The sequence below is a fragment of the Conexibacter stalactiti genome (assembly GCF_033542075.1).
Taxonomy (GTDB): domain Bacteria; phylum Actinomycetota; class Thermoleophilia; order Solirubrobacterales; family Solirubrobacteraceae; genus Conexibacter; species Conexibacter stalactiti.
The window spans coordinates 1-18893 of the sequence record NZ_JAWSTH010000021.1; the positions used below are offsets into that span (position 1 = coordinate 1).

The window sequence follows — 18893 nt, forward strand, 5'->3', positions numbered from 1 at the left end:
CGCCGTCGGCGCCCGCGCGCGCGACGACGAGCGGCGCGCTGCCGGCGGCCGCCAGCACGACGGCCGCGACGACCCCGCCGGCGCCGAGGCCGGCGATCGCGACCCAGGCGCCGTTGCGACGCACGTGCCACTCCGCCGTCACGAGCGCGAGCGCGACGACGCCGACCAGCACCCAGTAGCCGGCACCGCCGTCGGCCAGCAGCGTCGGCCCGGCCTGGTCGCCGCCGCGCGCGACCGAGCCCTGCAGCGCGCAGACGCCGACGAGCACGACGAAGGCGCCGAAGCCGATCAGCCACAGCGCCGCCTCGACACGCCGGGAGGGCGCGGCCGTAATTTCCTGGTCATTCCGATCGATCCGATGAGGATACGGCGGTGGCGCGGGGCCTCGCGGCGCCTGTTGGCCCGTCGTGACGCAATGCCGCCGACGCGCCAGTTCCGCGCAATGCATCACACACCGATCCTGACTGATGGAAGGATGGCGGCCGATGCGCCGTCGCTCGCCCACGTCGCCGTTCGCCGTACTCGCGGTCGCGGCTGTGCTGGCGGCGATGCTGATCGCGCTGACCGACGGCGCCGACGCGGCGACGCCGAGCACCGCGCGCGTCAGCCTCAGCTCGACCGGCGCCCAGCCGTCCGAGAACAGCGAGTTCCCGGCCATCAGCGCCAACGGCCGCTGGGTCGCCTTCCAGTCGGTCTCGGCGAGACTCGTGACGGGCGACAGAAACAACGCCTACGACATCTTCCTGCGCGATCGCAGAACGGGCCAGACGCGCCGCATCAGCGTCGCCGCCGACGGCAGCGAGGGCGACGCGGCATCGGTCGCTCCGTCGATCAGCGCCGACGGCCGCTGGATCGCTTTCTACAGCGACGCGACCAATCTCGTCCCGGGCGCGACAGGCTTCTGGGGCCAGGTGCTGCTCTATGACCGCGTCGCCGGCACGCTGAGGCGGATCAGCAACAGAGCCGGCAGCGATGACGGCGGCAACGGCACGTCGTATGAGCCGCGGGTCAGCTCCGATGGCTCGGTCGTCGCCTTCACGAGCGCCGCGAACGACCTCGTTCCCGGCGACAGCGGCAGAGCGGACGTCTTCACCTACCGGATCGCGACCGGCGCGCTGACGCGCGTGAGCGTCAGAACGGGTGGTGGGACGGCTAACGGCAGCTCGTACGCGGGCGCCGCCGGCGCCGGCGGCCGCTTCGTCGCCTTCTCCAGCGACGCGAGTGATCTCGTCACCGGTGACGGCGCCAACTTCACCGACGTCTTCGTGCGCGACACGACGAACGGGACGACCACGCGCGTCAGCGTCACCTCCAACGGCGGCGAGGCCAACAACCACTCCTACTACCCGACGATCAGCGCCGACGGCTGCCAGATCGCCTTCCAGTCGACCGCCTCCAACCTCGTCGCCTCCGACGACAGAAGAGGCGGCGTCAAGGCGTTCGTGCGCGACCGCTGCAGCGGTGCGACCGAGCTCGTCAGCATCTCCAACGCGCTCGTGGCGGGCACGGTCCTTTTCGACGACACCACGCACACCGCGCCGTCGATCTCCGACGACGGCTGCCGCGTCGCCTTCGTCATATCCGGCGACAACAGAGTGATCCCAGCCGGCATATGGCGCGGTGTCGCGATGCGCGACCGCTGCCAGGGCTTCACCGAGCGCATCGACGTCGCGACCAGCGGCGAGAGCGGCAACGGGCACACCAACGGCGCGCTGATCAGCGGCGGCACCGGCCGCTACGTCGTCTTCCACTCCGGTGCGACCAACCTCGCCGGCAGCGACGCCAACGGCGCCGTCAGCGACGCCTACGTGCGCGACCGCGCGACCACGACCCCGCCGCTGGCGGCGTTGAGAGTGACCGTCGACGGTCGCACCGTCAGCGCCGACGCCTCCGGCTCCAGCGACCCGGACGGCGAGCTGGTCGGCGCGCTGATCGACTTCGGCGACGGCAGCCCTGTGGCGAGCGGCTTCACGGCCAGCCGCACCTACGCCGCCGCCGGCAGCTATGACGTGCGGACGACCGTGACCGACGCCGACGGGCTGACCGCGACAGCCGTCCAGCGCGTCACGGTCGCCGATCCGCCGCCGGGCGGCGGGCCGCCGACGCCGCCGCCCGTGATCCAGCCGCCACCCACGCCACTGACGCCCCCGAGGATCTCCGGCGCCTCGCTCTCGCGCAGCCGCTTCGCCGTCGTCAGACGGGGCGTGCGCAACGGCGGCGCGACGCTGTCGCTCACCGCGAACGTCAACGCAAGACTGACGCTGAGATTCGAGCGCGCGATCAGAGGCCGGCGCGTCAGAGGTCGCTGCAGAGCCGGTGCTCGCAGAGGCAGCGCCTGCACGCTCTACAGAGCGGCTGGGAGCACCACGACGACGGTCAGAGCCGGCGCCAACCGGATCGTGCTCGACGGCCGCGTCGGCGGCAGGGCGCTGGCGCGCGGCAGCTACCGGCTGACGCTGACCGCGACGGCGGCCAGCAGAACGTCGGCGCCGCTGCGCGTGACCTTCGCGATCGTCGCACCGGCGAGAAGAGCGCGACGATGAGGCGCGCGCTGCTGCTCGCCCTCGCCGCGCTCGCGCTCACCGCGGCCCCCGCGACCGCCGCCGACACCGTCATCACGTTCAACGAGCTGCCGGAGAGCACCAACATCGTCGACCAGTACGAGGGCCAGGGAGTCCAGTTCGGCCATCCCCACCGCTTCGGGATAGCCGACGACTTCGTCAACGCGTCGTGCACCGGCGGCCCCGGCAGCACCGGCAACCTGTACAGCGTGGTGAACGGGTTCAACGGCCCCTCGGCGGCGATCGGCTGCGGCAGCGCCGAGTTCTCCAACGGCTTCGACATCGCGATGGCGTTCGCCTACTGGCGGCGCGGCGTCAGCTTCAGCGTCCGCGCGCGGGCGTGGAGCGGCCCGTTCGGCGTCTCCGAGCCGGTGACGGTGCGGCTGCTCGACAAGAACGGCGCCGTGCTCGAACGCCACGACTACGACCTGCCGGTCAACCAGGTCGTGCCGCTCTCCTACAGACGCGGCCAGTCGGACATCGCCTACGTCGAGATACAGGGCAACGCGCGGCTGATGATCGACGACATCGTGGCGCCGATCGACGCCGTCCCGCCCGACCCCGAGTACCGGCTCGCGCTGACGACGCCGCTGCTGGAGCTGGTCGAGGGCGCGACCGCCTCGGTGCCGGTGCGGGTGATCCGCTTCAACGGCTCGACCGGTCCGGTCGGCGTCGACGTCGCCGCGCTGCCGGCCGGCATCAGCGCCGCCGCCGTCGAGCCCAACCCGCTCGGCGGCACGGCCGCAGGCGCGCTCAGACTGACCGCCGCCTCGCCCGCGACCGGCGACCGCCAGGTGAGCATCTCGGCCGCGCCCGGGGCGCCGCCCTCAGCCGGCAGAGCGACGACGACGCAGCCGGTCAACGTGACCGTGCGGCTGGCGCCGGCGCTGACGATGGAGCGCGCGACCGTCTCCGCGGTGCCGCGCTGCGGCGCGACCTCGACCGGCTTCTTCTTCGGCGTGCGGGGCGGCTACAGCGGCAACGTCGGCGTCGCGCTCAACCGCGTCAGCGGACCGGCCAGCGCCTTCGCGGGCAGCGCCAGCGCCGCCGGCGACGGCAGCGTGCGCGTACCGCTCTCGGTCTCGACCGAGAGCGCGACGCCGAGCCCGACGATCTTCGAGGTGACGCTGACACCGGCCGGGGCGACGCCGGTCAGAGGGGCGCTCGCCGTCTACGCCGACCCGGTCCGCGTCGACGGGCTCGACTACTCGCTGGTCGTCCCCAACCCGCTGACGCCCAACCACCAGCAGATCATCCGCGGCTCCTTCCCGGCCGGCTGCGCGCTCAGATTCGTCGACGACGGCGGCACCGAGCTGCCGCGGCAAGGGCTCGTCGGCGGCGGCCCCGGCGTCAGCGAGGGAGTGCGGCTCGGCCTCGGCGCCGACCCGGTCACGACCGCCGTCCACGTCGTGCGCGCCGACACCGGCGCCGAGCTGGCGGCGTCGGCGCGCTTCACGGTGCGGGACTTCCGCAACGGCCCGGCGCTCTCCGGCGTCAACGGCGGCGCCGGGGCGCAGATGGCGAGCTACTCGTGGGACGACTTCGTCGCGACCTTCGGGCGCGACGAGGCCGACTCGTGCTTCCTCGGCTACTGCTGGCGCGACGGCGTCGCGGACGCCTACTACAGACGCTTCCGCGACCGCGTGCAGGGCGGCGGCGGGCTCTGCTGGGGCTGGTCGAACGTCGCGGTCGGCTTCGCCAGCGGCGACGACCTGCCGCGCGTCTACACCCCCGGCGTGACGCGCGGCTGGGACATCACCCCGCTGACCGACGGGACCGCGATCAAGCGCCAGATCGGCATGTGGCAGGTGCGCTGGAACGACCGCGGCAACATCCTCGAGTACAACCGCCAGCGCAACAGCCCGCTGAACGCGGCCGGCATGCGCGCGCGGATCGAGCAGCTGCTGAACCGCGGGATCGAGCCGGTCGTGACGATCTGGAACACGGCCGGCAACGGCCACGCCGTCGTCGCCTACGACGTGCGCCCGACGCCGGCCGACGGCGGCTACGACATCGTCACGTACAACCCCAACACGCCGTACACGACCGCGGAGGAGACGAGCGCCGCGACGCGCACGGCGGCGCTGACCGCGAGTCGCATCCACGTCACGCCCGGCGGCACCTGGAGCGGCGGGATCACCGGCTGGACGAACGACATGGCCGACATCCAGGTCTACGAGCACCGCCCCGCGGTCGACGCGACGCTGCCGACTGACGTGACGATGGCGACACCGGGGGCCGGCGACCCCGTCGCGCTCCAACAGATCCTCGCCGACGGCAGAGCGGCGCTCGACGGCGACGGCTCGGTCCGTCCCGGCCGCGGCGTCAGCGACCTCTCGACGCCGACCGGCGGCGGCCCGCAGCCGGCCTACGGCCTCGCCGCCGGGCGCGGCTACGAGCTGGAGCTGCGCGGGACCAGAGGCGGCAGCTACGAGCAGGCGCTGCTCGGCGACGGCGTCATCGCGAGCATCGGCGGCGTCGCGACCAGACGCGGCCAACGCGACGCGCTTGCCTTCACGCCCGGCAGAGCGGCGCTCGGCTTCGAGGGCGGCGGCGCGCCGTCGACGGCGACGCTGGAGCTGATCGACCGCATCGGCGGCGGTTCGCGCGCCCGTCGCGCGGCAGCGAGAGCCGGTGGAGCAGAGCCGCAGCACAGCGCCCGCGTCGCGTTGACCGTCGGCGACGGGCGCGTCGACAGGATCTCGTTCGGCAGCGGCGCGCGCACGCTGGAGCTGCGTCACGGCGGCCCGGCGACGCGCGCCGCGATCACGCTCGGCAGCGCCGGCCAGGGCCCGCCGACGAGCGTCGAGCTGGCGCCGCTGCGGGTCGGCGACGGCCAGCGCCTGCAGCTGCGGCCGAGCTCGTGGGCCGACCCCGGCGCCGGCGTTGCGTGGACGCTGCGCAACGCCAGAGGCGCGCTCGTGCGCAGCGGCAGAGCGCGCATCAAGCCGAGCTCGCGCGTGCGGATCGCGCGCCGCCTGACCGTTGCCGCCAGACCTGCGAGACGGGGCGGCGGCGGGCGCGTCACGGTCGCCGGCAGCATCAGCCGCCCCGGCGGCGCGCCGCTGCTGGTCGCGAGCGTGAGAGTGGTCCGCGGCGGCCGCACGATCGCGACCGCCGCGGCCGCCAGACGCGGCCGCCGCCAGGTCCGCAACGGCCGCTTCTCGCTGCCGCTGACGGTCAGAAGACTTCCGCGCGGCGCGACCGTCGAGGTCGTCGCGACGCTCAGCGACGAGGCGGCCGGCTTCGCGACCGCGCGCGCCGCCGGGCGCACGCGGGTGCGCTGAGCTACAGCCCCGCCAGCTCCTTCACCTGCGTCAGGCGGAAGTTGTTGCCGGAGGGGTCGCGGAAGCCGCAGTCGATCCCGTACGGCCGCTCCTCAGGCTCCTCGTTGAACTCGACGCCGCGCGACTTCAGCTGCTCGTAGGAGGCGTAGAAGTCGTCGGTCGTGAGGAAGATGCCGCTGGAGACGCCCTTCGCCATCAGCGCCTCGATCTGGCCGCGCGTCTCGGCTGTGAACATCGGCTCGCCCGGGATCGCCATCAGCACGATCGAGATCTCGTCGGGCCCGGGCGGCGCGACCGCCAGCCAGCGGAAGTCGCCCATCTCCGGCATCGTGACGTCGGCACGCACCTCGAAGCCGAGCTTCTCGGTGTAGAAGGCGAGCGCCTCCTCCTGGTCGTGCACCCACACCTGCGTGTTCGTGATTCTGATCATCTCCGGCTCCTTGGGGCGTCGCTGAACGGGACGCCCGGGACGCTAGTCCGCCGCTGCCGCGCTGTCTTCTCGAAACGTGCGGTGTGCGGGGATGGCGTAGACGCGCATCATGCAGGTCGGCACCCGCGCCAGCCGCGCGGCCGGGGGAAACGACGCGCGGTAGACCGTCGGCGATCTGCCGAACATGCGCGTGAAGCTGGTCGTGAACGAGCCGACGCTGACGAGCCCGACCGACAGGCAGATGTCGGCGACGGAACGATCGGTCGTGCGCAGCAGCGCGGCCGCCCGCTCCAACCGGCGCGTCAGCAGGTATGCGTGCGGCGAGATGCCGAAGGTGCGGCGGAACTCGCGGCTGAAGTGGGCCTTCGAGAGCCCGGCGGCGCGCGCCAGCTGGTCGACGTCGAGCGGTTCGGCGTAGCGCGCGTCGGCGAGGTCCTTGGCGCGCAGCAGGTGACGGGCGGGTGGGACGAAGGCCACGTCCGGCACCGTACCGCGCCGGGCCGCCGCTGTCGCCGGGAGCCGGGAGGGAGGCGGGAGATCCACCCCATGTCGATCGGCCGCCCGCCGCCGACGATGGTGCGATGCACTCCTTTGCCCGCCGCGCGGGCCTTCCGCTGCTCGCGCTCGGCGCCGCCGCACTCCCCGCCGCCGCGCCCGCCTTCGCGACCGCCGCCACGACCGCGCCCGCCGCATCCACCGCCGCCACCACCGCGCCGTACGAGCTGTCGGTCGAGCTGGCCAGAGCCGACGCGCGCATGCGCGAGCTGCGCCTGACCGCGCGCTGCCCCTCCGGCTGCACGCTGAGGCTCAGAACGCTGTCGCTCTCGCCGTACAAGACCAGAGGCGGCGTCGAGCAGCTGCAGAGCCCGCTGCCGCAGACGCTCAGCGGCGGCAGAAGAGCGGCGCCGGGCAAGACGGTCGTGCTGCGCGTGCCGGTCTCGCCTTCGCTCAGCGGCGCGGCGAGCGGCGCGCTGCAAGCCGGGCAGGCGGTCGTCGCCGGCGTCGTCGTCGAGGTCGGGACCGCCGACGGCAACACCTACACCGTCGCGCCGCAGGCGGTCGTCCGCACCGCCTCGACGCCCGCGCCCTTCCCGGAAACCAGAACGACGAGATCGACCGTCGTGAGACTGCCGAAGGTCAAGCCCGGCGACCTGATCCCGTACTGGGTCACGATCAGAGGCACGCAGAGATCGAGCTGGAGATACGACCGCGGCGAGCAGCGCGGCTCGTGCACGGTGATCGCCAACGGCAGCGGCACGCAGCAGCTGAAGTTCAGAACGGTCAGACCATTCTCGATCGTGCAGGGGCAGTGGGAGGTCGGCCGCACCGACGATCCGTCGATCAGCGCCGGCAAGGAGCACGGCTACGGCGGCGCCTACATCCCGGTGAAGGTCGACGCCGTGCGCGACAGCGGCGCCAACACCGGCGTCAGCGGCGACTGCGACGGCACCTCAGGCGGCGAGGGCAGACCGGCGCCGGCCTGCGAGAGAAGCGGCTCGAAGATCTTCCACTTCCACCCGTTCATGGTCGACAGAGGCACGCTCTACGTCTCGACGACGTTTGGCGGCGCCGACGACGACGTGCCCGGCCAGAAGCCCGACTGCCCGGTCGAGCACTCCGACCAGGTCGCCCACCCGCTGCAGGTGCTCCCGCTGGAGCACGAGGGCGACGGCCACCCGAACTCGGACCTGACGAAGGGGATGAAGCCCGGCTCCGGCGACGCGCCCGGGCTCGTGATCGAGCGCTTCAAGAAGACGCGCAGCGAGAGAATCGACGGCGGCACGCTGACGACGACGACCCGCTTCGAGCTGACGTTCAGACGCAAGCGCTGAGCGCTTCGAGCTGCTGCCGCTGCTGGGCGGGCGCGAGCCCGTCGACCGTCGCCGAGGGCTCCCCGAGCACGCCGTCCACAGCGCCGGCGCCGACGGCGGCGGTCAGGACCGCGTCGTGGGCGGCGGGGGAGAGGACGGCGGCGACGGAAGCGGCAGCTCCCCGCAGCAGCCCGACCGCGAGCGCGAGCGCGAGCGCGCCCCAGTTCGAGATCCCGGCGACGATCAGGTGGTCGCACGCGACGGCGCAGCGGATCCGCTCGCCGTGCGCGACCGTCGCGGCGACCAGCCGCGGCGCCAGCGCGCCCATCCCGACCTCGTTGCCGCCGTCGCCGATCCCCGTCGTCACCCACGGGCCGGCGGCGGCGAGCGCGTGCAGCGGCGGCGTCACGGCGGTGACGTCGTCGCCGTGCATGTTGCGCACGACGCCGTCGGCGCCTGGCCCGAGCCGTTCGACGAAGACGACGTGGGTGACGCCGGCCGCGCTCAGCTCACGCGCCAGCGTGCCGGGCTCGTCGCCGACGTGGACGGGCGGCGCCGCCCCCGCGAAAGCCGCCGCCGCACCCGCTTCCTCCGCCGCCGCACCCGCTTCCTCCGCCGCCGCCCGCACCACCGCCGCGCAGCGCGAATCGGTCACCAGCCGCGCCGGCACGCCCGCGAGGCCAAGCGAGGCGGCCGCGAGCGCGGCGCCGACCGGGCCGTCGGTCTCGCAGGCCGGCGGCGTGGCGCGGGGGACGAAGCAGCCGGTCACGAACGCGACGTGGGATGCGGGATCTCCCGCGATCGCGGCAGCGGCGGCGAGCAGGCCGCCCCGCGCCGCCGCGGCGAGCGGCCCGATCGAACGCCCGGCCTCCCGCTGGACGACCAGCTCCAGCCGTGAGATCTGCTCCGCGACAGCGGGGGAGGACGGCACGTGGACGAGAATACGACGACGCGTCGATGGCGACCTGCTGCCAGCATCTCTGGGATGGCCCCGAAACGACAGGCGCGCGTCGTGGCGACCGGGATCGTCTTCGAGCAGCCCGCCGACCCTGCTGGCGCCTTCCTCGACGCGCTCGGCGTGTTGACGGAGGAGGCGCGCGCGGCGCTTGCGCAGGCGAGCCAGGGCCACGTCGTGCTGCTGATATCGGCCGCCTTCGCGGACGTCGATCCGGCGGATGGGACGGGCGTCAGACGCTGGCGTCTGGCGCCGCAGGGCCCGCACCAGATCTCGACCGCCGGGTCCGCGACGGCGGCGCTGCTGGGTCTCGTCGAGCACGACAGCGAGGATCTGCTGGCGGCGCTGCGGCTGCAGGGGATGTCGGTCTCGCGCTTCGACTTCTACGCCGCTCCGCACCGCTTCGAGGTCGACGAGCGCGTGCGCCGTCTGCTGACGCTCGACTGAACGCCGACGCGCCAGCGGTGTCCGCGCCGGCTTGCAATTGCGCGTGCAGCTTTGGGTACGCGATCGGTATCGATCGGCACATTGCCTCACAATGCCGGGATGCGGCTCGTCTCCTCCCGTCAGCTCACCCCCGGCACCGTCGTCGCGCGCGAGGTCCGCAACGGGCCTCCAGGAACGGCGCCGCTGGTGCTCGCGGGGACCCGGCTGACGGACTCGATGTGCCGCCGGCTGGCGACGCGCGGCGTCCAGGCCGTCTGGGTCGACGACGAGCTGGGCGAGGGGATCGAGCCGCTGGAGGCGCTCAGCCCGGACACGCGCGACGCCGCTGAGCGCGAGGTCACCGCGACGCTGGCGCAGGCGCGCGAGAGACTGGCGTCCGGCCAGCAGCTGCAGGCGCAGGACGTCGAGCGGCTGCGCGGGGTCGCGGCGTCGATCGCGACCGAGGTCGCCGCGCTGCCGGAGGCCGTCTACGCGCTGTCGGAGATGCGCACCGCCGACCACTACACGCACGAGCACTCGGTGCGGGTGACGACGCTCGGCCTGCTGATAGCGGCGCGCCACTGGCGCGACCACGGCTGGACCGACCACCGCGGCAGACAGCGTTTCGACCGCGTCCCGCAGCGGATGACGCAGCTCGGCTTCGGGCTGCTGGTGCACGACATCGGCAAGCTCGCGATCCCCCGCGACGTGCTCGACAAGCCCGGCAGACTGGACGCGCGCGAATGGGAGCTGATCCGCCGTCATCCCGACTACGGCGCGATGATGCTCAACCACACGACGACGTCGATGCTGGCGATCTCGGTCGTGCGCTTCCATCACGAGCGCTGGGACGGCGCCGGCTACCCGCGCGGCCTCGCCGGCCGCAGAATCTCCGAGCTGGCGCGGATCGCCGCGGTCGCCGACGTCTACGACGCGGTCCGCTCGGAGCGTCCGTACAAGCCGGCGAAGCCGCCGCACGTCGGCGTCGAAGTCGTCGAGGAGGGCTCCGGCACCGCCTTCGACCCGGCGATAGTGGCGACCTTCCGCCAGCTCGTGATGCCGTATCCGGAGGGTCATCAGCTCGTGCTGGAGGACGGCCGCGACGCCGTCGTCGTCAGCGTCGACCCGGAGCGGCCCTACCGCCCGCGGGTGCGCACGCAGGACGACGACGGGACCGTCAGAGAGTTCGACGCCGACTTCACGCGCACGCCGGTTCAGGCGTAGGCAGCAGCGCTCACAGCAGCTCCGTCAGCCACCCGCGCACGGCGGCGACGACGGCCGCTCTGTCGCCGCGCAGCGCGTGGTCTCCTCTGACCTCGACGACCGTGCGGCCGGGCGCCGCCGGCGGCATCCCGAAGCGATCTCTGGCGCCCTGGACGACCAGCACCGGCACGGTCACGGCCTCCAGCTCCGGCAAACGGCTCGGCGGCGGCTCGTCCTTGCCGGCGCGGGAGCCCGGCTGGAGCGGGAAGGCGAGGCAGAGGACGCCGGCCGCGTCGGTCGCGGCCGCGGTGCGGCAGGCGACGCGCGCGCCGGAGGAGCGTCCGCCCGCGATCAGCGGGAGGCCGGCGAAGGGAGCGTCGCCGCCGCCCGCGTCCGCGCGGCCGAAGAGCGCCCCCACGACCGCGATCCAGGCCGCGTCGAGCTGTCTCGCCGGCGCCGCCGAGCGCCGCCCGGCGACCCGATACGGCTGCTCCACCAGCGCCACCGAGATGCCGTCCTCGACCGCCGCGGCGGTGACGGCGACGAGGTCGGGCGCGGCGACGCCGCCGCCGGCGCCGTGACCGAGCACGAGCGCGGCACGCGGCCGCTCGGCGGAATGACGGTGGGCGCGCGCCGGCCCGTGCGGCGTCTCGATCAGCATCGCCCGATCGTCGCACGCGGCGAGAGCTCCGGTCGTTTGCTGTCGTCCATCGACAGCAGACGACCGGAGCTCGATGAGTTCCGCCCACCCGCGCCGTCTTCATCCGCATGACCTCCTATCGTGCGCGCGTGCCCCAAGACGTGGAGAAGCAGGCGCGGGAGCTCGCCGCGCAGATCGAACGCCATCGCGCGCTGTACGCGCGCGGCGTGCCGGAGCTGGTCGACGCCGACTACGACGCGCTGGAGGAGCGGCTGCGCGCCCTGCTGGCCGACAACCCCGAGCTGGCGCTCCCCGACAACCCGCTCGAGAGACCATGGTCGCCGGAGCTGGTCCCCGGCCAGACGATCCGCCACAGCCGCCCGATGCTCTCGTTGGAGAAGGCGACGACGGACGAGCAGCTCGACGCCTTCTGCGAGCGCTTCCCCGGCCAGCCGTTCCGCGTCACGCCGAAGCTCGACGGGATCAGCCTCGCGATCGCCTACCAGGACGGCGAGCTGGAGTACGTCGCGACGCGCGGCGACGGCCGCGACGGCGAACGCGTGACCGAGAAGGTCCGCCACGTCGTGCTCGGGCTGCCGCTGAGCATCGACGCGCCCGGGCGCGTCGAGGTGCGCGGCGAGGCGGTGATGCTGCGCTCGGTCTTCGACGCCTACAACGACACGCATCCGGACAGACCGCTCGTCAACCCGCGCAACGCGGCGGCGGGTACGCTCGTCCACAAATCGCCCGAAGGGTGCGTGAGAGAGGGCCGCACGCTCCGCTTTCGCGCCTTCGACCTGTTCGAGGACGCCGCCGCCGAGGCGGCCGACCCCGACGCCGCCGACGTCTTCGCGCGGATGGGCGCGCTCGGCTTCGAGCTGCCCGACGTGCTGGAGGCCGCCGACGGCGCCGGCGTGCGCGGCGCGATCGGCGTGATCGCCGGCCGCCGCGGCAAGTACGACTTCGACATCGACGGCGCCGTCGTGCGGCTCGCCTCGCGGCGCGCCTTCGAGGCAGCCGGAGCGACCGGCGCCGCGCCGCGCGGCGCGCTCGCGTGGAAGTACCCGGCGGAGGAGCGCGAGACGGTCCTGCGCGCCGTCACCTGGCCGGTCGGAAAGATCGGCCGCGTCGTCCCGCGCGCCGAGGTCGATCCCGTCTTCGTCGGCGGCACGACCGTCACGTTCGCCTCGCTGCACAACCCGCGGCTCGTCAGAGAGCGCGACATCCGCGTCGGCGACACCGTCCGCATCATGCGCCGCGGCGACGTGATCCCGTTCATCGCCGGCTCGGTGGCGGAGAAGCGGACCGGCGCCGAGCAGCCGGTCGAGTACCCGACCCACTGCCCCTCGTGCGGCACCGAGCTGGTCGTGAAGGGGACCGGCGAGGAGCTGTGGTGCGAGAACCTCCAGTGCCCGGCGCAGTCGGTGCGGCGGCTGATCCACTGGTCCTCGCGCCACGCCGCCGACATGGAGGGCGTCGGCACGACGTGGATCGAGAAGCTGGCCGAGGACGGCGTGCTGAGACGGCCGTCGGACTTCTACGCGCTCACGACCGAGACGCTGATCGCCTACGAGCGGATGGGCGAGACGAGCGCCGGCGCGATGGTCGCCTCGATCGAGCGCTCGCGCGCGGTCGGCCTGCGCCGCGCGCTGATCGGGCTGGCGATCCCGATGGCCTCCGAGGGCGTCGCCAAGCGGCTCTGCCTGGCCGGCTTCGAGCGGATCGAGCAGCTGGCCGAGGCGACCGTCGAGCAGCTGGAGGGGATCCGCGACATCGGCCCGAAGGTCGCCGCCTCGCTCGTCGCCTACTTCGCGCGGCCGGAGGTGCGCGAGGAGCTGGTCGCGCTGCGCGCCGCCGGGGTCGACCTCGACGTGCGCGAGGAGGACAGACCGCTCGACGTCGCCGAGGCGGCCGAGACGCCGTTGAAGGGCGCGACGGTCGTCGTCAGCGGCGGCTTCTCCGACCCCGACAGCGGCCAGAAGGTCCCGCGGCCAGCGGTCGTGCGGCTGCTGGAGTTGGCCGGCGCGACCTCGGCGACCTCGGTCAGCAGAGCGACGACCTACCTGATCACCGGCGCCGACGTCGGCGCGGCGAAGACCGACAAGGCGGCGAGACTGGGCGTCGCGGTCGTCGACCAGGCGCAGGCGTGGCAGTGGCTCGCCGAGGCCGGCGTGCGCTGAGCGCCTACTCGAGCAGGCTGCTCGCGTCCGACGGCACGTCGACGGCATGCTCGCGCAGGGCGATCAGCGGGACGATCTCCAGCGCCCGCTCGTGCGTCGAGGCGAGCACGACGTAGGCGGCGGCGCCGTCGGCGTGGGCGCGCAGCCAGTTGGCGGCGGTCACGCACCAGCGGTCGCCCGGTCTGAGGCCGGGGAAGCGGAAGGCGGGGACCGGCGTCATCAGGTCATTGCCGATCGCGAGCTGGTGGTCGAGGAAGGCGGCCGTCACGACGGCGCAGATCGTGTGGCTGCCGAGATCCTCCGGGCCGGTGCTGCAGCAGCCGTCACGGTAGAAGCCGGTGACGGGGTCGCTGCCGCACGGCTCGAGGTCGCCGCCGAGGACGTTGCGCTCGCTCACGTCGGGGAGTATCCCCGCACGGGCGGCGGCAGCGACATGCGCGGCGCGCCAAGACGCGTGCGCCGCTCACGCGAGGCGGTGGAGTGGCGCGCGGCCGCGTTTGCCGGCCGGCTCGATCAGCTCCATCAGCCGCAGGCAGTAGACGGCGCGCTGGGCGAGCACGGTCGGGCAGCTCAGCAGCGCGCCCAGCTCGCGCGTCGTGAACGGCTCGTCGGGCAGCGGCGGCAGCGCGCCGAGCAGATCGGCGGGCGTGCGCAGCTCGACGCGGTCGATCACCTCGACCAGGCGCCGTTCGCCGGGATCGCGCGTGCGGCGGCGGACGCGCACCGGCTCGCTGCCGCGGATGTGGTCCTCGCGCCCGAGCAGCACCTCCAGCGTCAGGTTCGGATGCGCCAGCAGCGACGGGAACGTGACGAGCTTGTCGAACAGCTCGACGATCGTCGCCCGCCGCGGCGAGCGGCGCGCCGACAGCACCTCGCCGCCATCGCCGACGCGCACGATCCGGCGCTCGGCGGCGACCGGATGGACGATCCGCACGCGGTGGTCGTCGAGCAGCGCGTCGAGCTTGGGGCCGAGCGGGCCGAAGCCGCCGGTCTGCACCTCGACCAGCTCGCCGTCGGCGCGCACGAGGTCGATCACGAAGCGGTCGACCTTGACCTCCAGGCGGTCGCCCGGCTGCGCCAGCGCCAGCTTCACCGCCGCATGCAGCGGTCCCTCGCGCAGCACTCCGATCCCACTCATGCGTGGCGCAGCGTAGCCGACGCGCCGGCTGGCCCCGGCTTCGTGAGGGGGTATAACTCCCGGATGACCCTCACCCGTCGTGAGCGCGTGCGCCAGCAGACGCTCGCGGAGATCAAGCAGCACGCGATCGAGCAGGTCGCCGGCGGCGGCGCCGCTGGTCTCTCGCTCAACGCGATCGCGAGAGCGATGGGGATGTCCGGCCCCGCGATCTACCGCTACTACGCCTCGCGCGACGAGCTGCTCGCCGAGCTGGTGACCGACGCCTACGCCGAGCTGACGGCGACGCTCGAGCGGGTCGCGGCCGAGACGGCGCGCCGTGCCCCGGCGAGACGGCTGGCAGTCGTCGCCGAGGCCTACCGCGCCTGGGCGCTGGAGCAGCCGCGCCGCTACGGGATGCTGTTCGGCGAGCGGCCGGAGCAGTTCGCCGACCCGCAGGAGGGGATCGCGGCGATCCACGGCGCGATGCTCGTGCTGCTCGGATTGCTGAGCGAGCTGGCGGGCTCCGCGGGCGACAACGCCCGTGCGACCAGACTCGACACCCAGCTGACGAGATGGGCGCAGCGCCGCGGCGGCGAGGCGAGCCCGCGGGTGCTGCGGCTCGGCGTGCTGACGTGGACGCGCCTGCACGGGATCGTCAGCCTCGAGCTGGCCGGCGTGTTCGACGCGATGGGACTTGACGCCGGGCTGCTGCTCGACGCCGAGCTGGCGCAGGTCGTCACGGCGGCGACGGCATGAGCGTCGCGGTCGTGAACATCGGTCGTTCGCACAGTGGCGACCTGGTGGGCACGCCGTTGCCGGGTGATGCGCTGATCTGTGAGGGTGGCGTGATCGCGTGGATCGGCTCGTCGGCGGACGTCGCGCGTGGCGAGCACGAGACGGTGCTCGACGCCAATGGTGCCGGTGTGATCCCCGGCCTGATCGACTCGCACGTGCACGTCACGTTCGGTGATTACACGCCGCGGCAGCAGACGGTGGGGTATCTGGAGTCGTATCTGCATGGTGGGATGACGCGTGCGATCACCGCGAGCGAGGTTCACACGCCGGGTCGTCCGTCGGATCCGGCGGGTGTGAAGGCGTTGGCGGTCGCGGCGCAGCGCTGTTTCGCTGACTTCCGTCCGGGTGGTGTGACGGTGCATGCCGGTTCGGTGATCTTGGAGCCGGGCTTGACGCGTGTGGATTTCGAGGAGTTGTGGGAGCAGGGTGTGTGGTTGGCGAAGGCGGGGTTCGGGGCCTTCGACGGTCCGCTGGACTATGTGCCGGTGGCGCTGGCGGCGCGGGCTGCTGGGCTGTTGGTGACCTGTCATACCGGTGGCGGTTCGATTCCGGGCTCGTTGGATCGGATCGATGCGGGTGCGGTGATCGCGATGGGCGCGCATGTCTCGTTTCATGTCAACGGCGGCCCGACGGCGATGACACCGGAGGACAACGAGAAGATCGTGGTGGAGGGCGGGGAGGTCGCGCTGCAGTTGGCGATGGCGGGCAATCTCCGTTCGGCGCTGGACATCTGCCGTCTCGCTCGCGAGCACCAGAGAACCGATCGGCTGCTGATCTCGACCGACACGCCGACGGGGACGGGCGTCGTGCCGCTTGGGATGTTTCACCTGATCGCCGAGCTGGTGTCGTTGGAGGGGCTGCCGGTCGAGCTGGCGATCGCCGCGGCGACCGGTTCCGTCGGGCGTGTCTACGGCCTCGACGCGGGGATCCTCGCTCCGGGCCGCCCGGCCGATCTGCTGATCCTCGACGCCCCGCTCGGCTCCGCCGGCGAGGACTGGGCCGGTGCGCTGCAGGCCGGTGACCTCCCCGGCATCGCCGCGGCGCTCACCGCCGGGATCGTCCGCTACACGAAGTCCCGCAACACACCCGCGCCGAAACGGCCGGCACGAATCGCTTGACTTCAAGCGCACTTGAAGGTTGATGATGGTTCGACCAACGAGTGCTGAGGAGCGACCGATGACGAGCACGACGACAGCGAGCGCGAGAGCGCAGATCACCGACGAGGTCACGACCTGGCCGGGCGTGACGACGGCCGGGCCGGGCGAGCGGGGCGAGTTCTCGTACATGCTCGGCCGTCGAGAGATCGGCCACCTGCACGGCAGCCGCGTCGCGCACTTCTCCTTCCAGCGCCAGCTCGGCGCGGAGCTGCGCGCGGCGGGGCGCGTGGTCCCGCATCCGATCACCGACTCGCCGAGCCTCGGCGCCAAGCCGATCGAGGGCCCCGACGACGTCGCCGAGGTGATCGCGCTGCTGCGGATCAACTACGAGCGGCTGCTCGCCCGCTACGGATTGCCGCCGGAGGCGTCCGAGTCACCCGGCGCATCCGACCGGCCCGGCGCGACCAGACCGGTCTCGTAGGCGAAGATCACCGCCTGCACGCGGCTGTTGAGGTCGAGCTTCGCGAGCATCCGGCCGACGTGGCTCTTGACCGTGCTCTCCTCGAGCTGCAGGTTGGCGGCGATCTCGGCGTTGCTGCGGCCGGCGGCGATCCCCAGCAGCACGTCGCGCTCGCGCGGGGTCAGCGCGGCGAGCGCGGGGTCGCCGGCGCGCGCCGGGGCGGAGGAGGCGAACTGGTCGAGCAGGCGGCGCGTCACCTCCGGGGAGATCAGCGCATCGCCGCGCGCGACCGAGCGGACGGCGTCGATGATCCGCTCCGGCGCCGAGTCCTTCACGAGGAAGCCGACGGCGCCGGCGCGCAGCGCCTCGAAGACGTACTCGTCGAGGTCGAAGGTCGTCACGACGACGACCGCGACGCCCTCGACGCCGCGCAGCCGCCGCGTCGCCTCCAGCCCGTCCATCCGCGGCATGCGGATGTCCATCAGCACGACGTCGGGAGCGCGCCGCTCGACCTGGCCGAGCGCGTCGAGCCCGTCGACCGCCTCGCCGACGACCTCGATGTCGTGCTCGCTCTCGAGGATCATGCGCAGTCCCTGACGGGAGATCGCCTGGTCGTCGGCGACGATCACGCGGATGCTCATGTCGCGGCCTCCAGCGGCAGCGTCGCGCGCACCGACCAGCCGCGGCGGCCGACCGGGCCGGCCTCGAAGCTGCCGTGCACGAGCGCGACCCGCTCGCGCATCCCGTCGAGCCCGCCGCCGTGGCGGCGCGGCGGCCCGCCGACGCCGTCGTCGTCGACGGCGACGAACAGCTCCCGCTCGCCGTACTCGACGCGCACGAGCACCTCGCCGGCGTTGGCATGGCGCACGACGTTCGTCAGCGACTCCTGCACGACGCGGTAGGCGCAGACCTCGATCTCGTCCGGCAACGGCCGCTGGCGCCCCTTCAGCTTCAGCTCGACGGCGAGCCCGGCGTCGCGCGCCGGCGCCAGCAGCGCGTCGAGCTGCCCCAGCCGCGGCGACGGCGCCAGCGCCGCCGGCGCGCTGCCGCGCAGCACGCCGAGCGCTCGTCTCGTCTGCCCGAGCGCCTCGGTCGTGAGGCCGTGGATCCGCTCCAGCGCCGCCTTCGCGACCGGGTCGGGCGTCACGCGGCCGGCGCCGGCCGCCTGCAGTGAGATCGCGCTGAGGTGGTGGCCGGTGATGTCGTGCACGTCGCGCGCGATCCGCAGCCGCTCCTCGGCGACGGCGCGTTGCACGTCGCGGTCGCGCAGCTCCTCGATCCGCCGCGCCAGCTCGCGCGCCTCGCGCGTCTGCGCCCGCTCGCTGCGGATCGCGTCGCCGATCAGGACCGGCAGCAGCCCGAGCGCGAAGGCGCCGAGCGCGCGCCCGACGACCGCTTCGTCGGAGCCGTAGGTGGCGGCGATCGCGACGACCGTGCCGGAGAACCAGCCGAGCAGGATCGTCATTCCGCGCGGGCTGTGGAGCGCCGCGTAGCCGGCGAGCAGCAGCGCCACAATCAGCGGCAGCGTCATCGAATAGCCGGCGATCGAGCCGACGCCGGAGGCGAGCAGCGCGACGAGCGCCGCCGGGACCGGCGCCGGCCGCCGCAGCGCAACCGCGGCGCAGGCGACGACGGCCAGCGCGACGCCGAAGCCGTCGGGGTCGTGGTGGACGGTGCGCGTCGCTCTGTCGAGGTCGATGAGCACGAACGCGGTCGAGGCGCCGGCAAGCACCACGGCCGCGAAGGCGTCGCTCCAGCGCGCCGGGTCGCGCGGCAGCGGCGCCTCGTAGCCGCGGCGGATCCACCAGCGCACGAAGCGCGAACGGGGGACGGAGCGCGGCGCGGGCGGCGCCGTCGGCGCGGTCGCGCTCACCGCGCCGGGCGCGCCGTTCACTGTCGGTGCGTCGGCCACGCTCACAGCCTAGTGCCGT

17 protein-coding genes and 1 pseudogene are annotated in these 18893 nt (G+C 73.5%); 9 read left to right on the top strand and 9 right to left on the bottom strand.

Annotation, left to right across the window (positions count from 1 at the left end; translation table 11 throughout):
- Positions 1-268, bottom strand: a pseudogene (locus tag R7226_RS10195) (hypothetical protein); the annotation flags it as partial.
- A gap of 217 nt (positions 269-485) precedes the next feature.
- Between R7226_RS10195 and R7226_RS10200 the strand changes: the two are divergent.
- A complete protein-coding gene (locus tag R7226_RS10200; RefSeq protein WP_318597008.1) occupies positions 486-2543 on the top strand; it encodes a PKD domain-containing protein in 2058 nt (685 codons plus the stop codon).
- Positions 2540-5848 (top strand): hypothetical protein, encoded by a 3309-nt coding sequence (locus R7226_RS10205; RefSeq protein ID WP_318597009.1) that lies wholly within the window; start codon positions 2540-2542, stop codon positions 5846-5848. Before R7226_RS10200 ends, R7226_RS10205 begins: the two co-directional genes overlap by 4 nt.
- A gap of 1 nt (position 5849) precedes the next feature.
- Here R7226_RS10205 and R7226_RS10210 read toward each other — a convergent pair whose 3' ends face one another.
- Positions 5850-6278 carry a VOC family protein gene (locus R7226_RS10210; RefSeq protein WP_318597010.1) on the bottom strand — a complete coding sequence of 143 codons (429 nt, stop codon included), beginning with the start codon at positions 6276-6278 and terminating at the stop codon, positions 5850-5852.
- A 42-nt stretch (positions 6279-6320) separates the two neighbouring features.
- Positions 6321-6755 (bottom strand): helix-turn-helix transcriptional regulator, encoded by a 435-nt coding sequence (locus tag R7226_RS10215; RefSeq protein WP_318597011.1) that lies wholly within the window; start codon positions 6753-6755, stop codon positions 6321-6323.
- A 104-nt stretch (positions 6756-6859) separates the two neighbouring features.
- On the opposite strand from R7226_RS10215, the gene R7226_RS10220 reads away from it, so the two are divergent.
- The gene (locus R7226_RS10220; protein WP_318597012.1) at positions 6860-8110 is read left to right on the top strand and encodes a hypothetical protein; all 1251 of its coding nucleotides are present in this window, start codon (positions 6860-6862) and stop codon (positions 8108-8110) included.
- Here the strand turns inward: R7226_RS10220 and R7226_RS10225 are convergent.
- Positions 8094-9020 carry a glutamate cyclase domain-containing protein gene (locus R7226_RS10225; protein ID WP_318597013.1) on the bottom strand — a complete coding sequence of 309 codons (927 nt, stop codon included), beginning with the start codon at positions 9018-9020 and terminating at the stop codon, positions 8094-8096. The two genes, R7226_RS10220 and R7226_RS10225, sit on opposite strands and share 17 nt — an antisense overlap.
- Positions 9021-9074: 54 nt before the next feature.
- On the opposite strand from R7226_RS10225, the gene R7226_RS10230 reads away from it, so the two are divergent.
- Together R7226_RS10230 and R7226_RS10235 are read left to right on the top strand one after the other, a co-directional pair.
- On the top strand, positions 9075-9491 hold the full coding sequence (locus R7226_RS10230; RefSeq protein ID WP_318597014.1) for a hypothetical protein: 417 nt from the start codon (positions 9075-9077) through the stop codon (positions 9489-9491).
- Positions 9492-9590: 99 nt separating this feature from the next.
- Positions 9591-10694, top strand: a complete 1104-nt coding sequence (locus R7226_RS10235; RefSeq protein ID WP_318597015.1) for an HD-GYP domain-containing protein — start codon at positions 9591-9593, stop codon at positions 10692-10694.
- A 10-nt stretch (positions 10695-10704) separates the two neighbouring features.
- Here the strand turns inward: R7226_RS10235 and R7226_RS10240 are convergent, their stop codons facing one another.
- The gene (locus R7226_RS10240; protein WP_318597016.1) at positions 10705-11334 is read right to left on the bottom strand and encodes an alpha/beta hydrolase family protein; all 630 of its coding nucleotides are present in this window, start codon (positions 11332-11334) and stop codon (positions 10705-10707) included.
- A 128-nt stretch (positions 11335-11462) separates the two neighbouring features.
- On the opposite strand from R7226_RS10240, the gene ligA reads away from it, so the two are divergent.
- Entirely contained in the window at positions 11463-13493 is a 2031-nt protein-coding gene (gene ligA / locus R7226_RS10245; protein ID WP_318597017.1) for an NAD-dependent DNA ligase LigA, read from the top strand.
- 4 nt (positions 13494-13497) lie between these two features.
- On the opposite strand, the gene R7226_RS10250 is transcribed toward ligA, so the two are convergent.
- Together R7226_RS10250 and R7226_RS10255 are read right to left on the bottom strand one after the other, a co-directional pair.
- On the bottom strand, positions 13498-13890 hold the full coding sequence (locus R7226_RS10250) for a DUF2237 family protein (protein WP_318597018.1): 393 nt from the start codon (positions 13888-13890) through the stop codon (positions 13498-13500).
- A gap of 66 nt (positions 13891-13956) precedes the next feature.
- Positions 13957-14631 carry a hypothetical protein gene (locus R7226_RS10255; protein WP_318597019.1) on the bottom strand — a complete coding sequence of 225 codons (675 nt, stop codon included), beginning with the start codon at positions 14629-14631 and terminating at the stop codon, positions 13957-13959.
- A 63-nt stretch (positions 14632-14694) separates the two neighbouring features.
- Between R7226_RS10255 and R7226_RS10260 the strand changes: the two genes are divergently transcribed.
- From R7226_RS10260 to R7226_RS10270, 3 genes are read left to right on the top strand one after another with little or no spacing between them, the layout of a single operon-like run.
- Complete coding sequence (locus R7226_RS10260; RefSeq protein WP_318597020.1) at positions 14695-15366, top strand: TetR/AcrR family transcriptional regulator; 672 nt, start codon at positions 14695-14697, stop codon at positions 15364-15366.
- Positions 15363-16523 carry an amidohydrolase family protein gene (locus R7226_RS10265; RefSeq protein ID WP_318597022.1) on the top strand — a complete coding sequence of 387 codons (1161 nt, stop codon included), beginning with the start codon at positions 15363-15365 and terminating at the stop codon, positions 16521-16523. The genes R7226_RS10260 and R7226_RS10265 overlap by 4 nt, the downstream gene beginning before the upstream one ends.
- A 58-nt stretch (positions 16524-16581) precedes the next feature.
- Positions 16582-16983, top strand: coding sequence for a luciferase domain-containing protein (locus R7226_RS10270; RefSeq protein WP_318597023.1), 402 nt, complete (start codon positions 16582-16584; stop codon positions 16981-16983).
- On the opposite strand, the gene R7226_RS10275 is transcribed toward R7226_RS10270, so the two are convergent.
- The gene (locus R7226_RS10275; RefSeq protein WP_318597024.1) at positions 16908-17603 is read right to left on the bottom strand and encodes a response regulator transcription factor; all 696 of its coding nucleotides are present in this window, start codon (positions 17601-17603) and stop codon (positions 16908-16910) included. The genes R7226_RS10270 and R7226_RS10275 overlap by 76 nt on opposite strands.
- The gene (locus tag R7226_RS10280) at positions 17600-18874 is read right to left on the bottom strand and encodes a sensor histidine kinase (RefSeq protein WP_318597025.1); all 1275 of its coding nucleotides are present in this window, start codon (positions 18872-18874) and stop codon (positions 17600-17602) included. The genes R7226_RS10275 and R7226_RS10280 overlap by 4 nt, the downstream gene beginning before the upstream one ends.
- Positions 18875-18893: the final 19 nt, after the last annotated feature.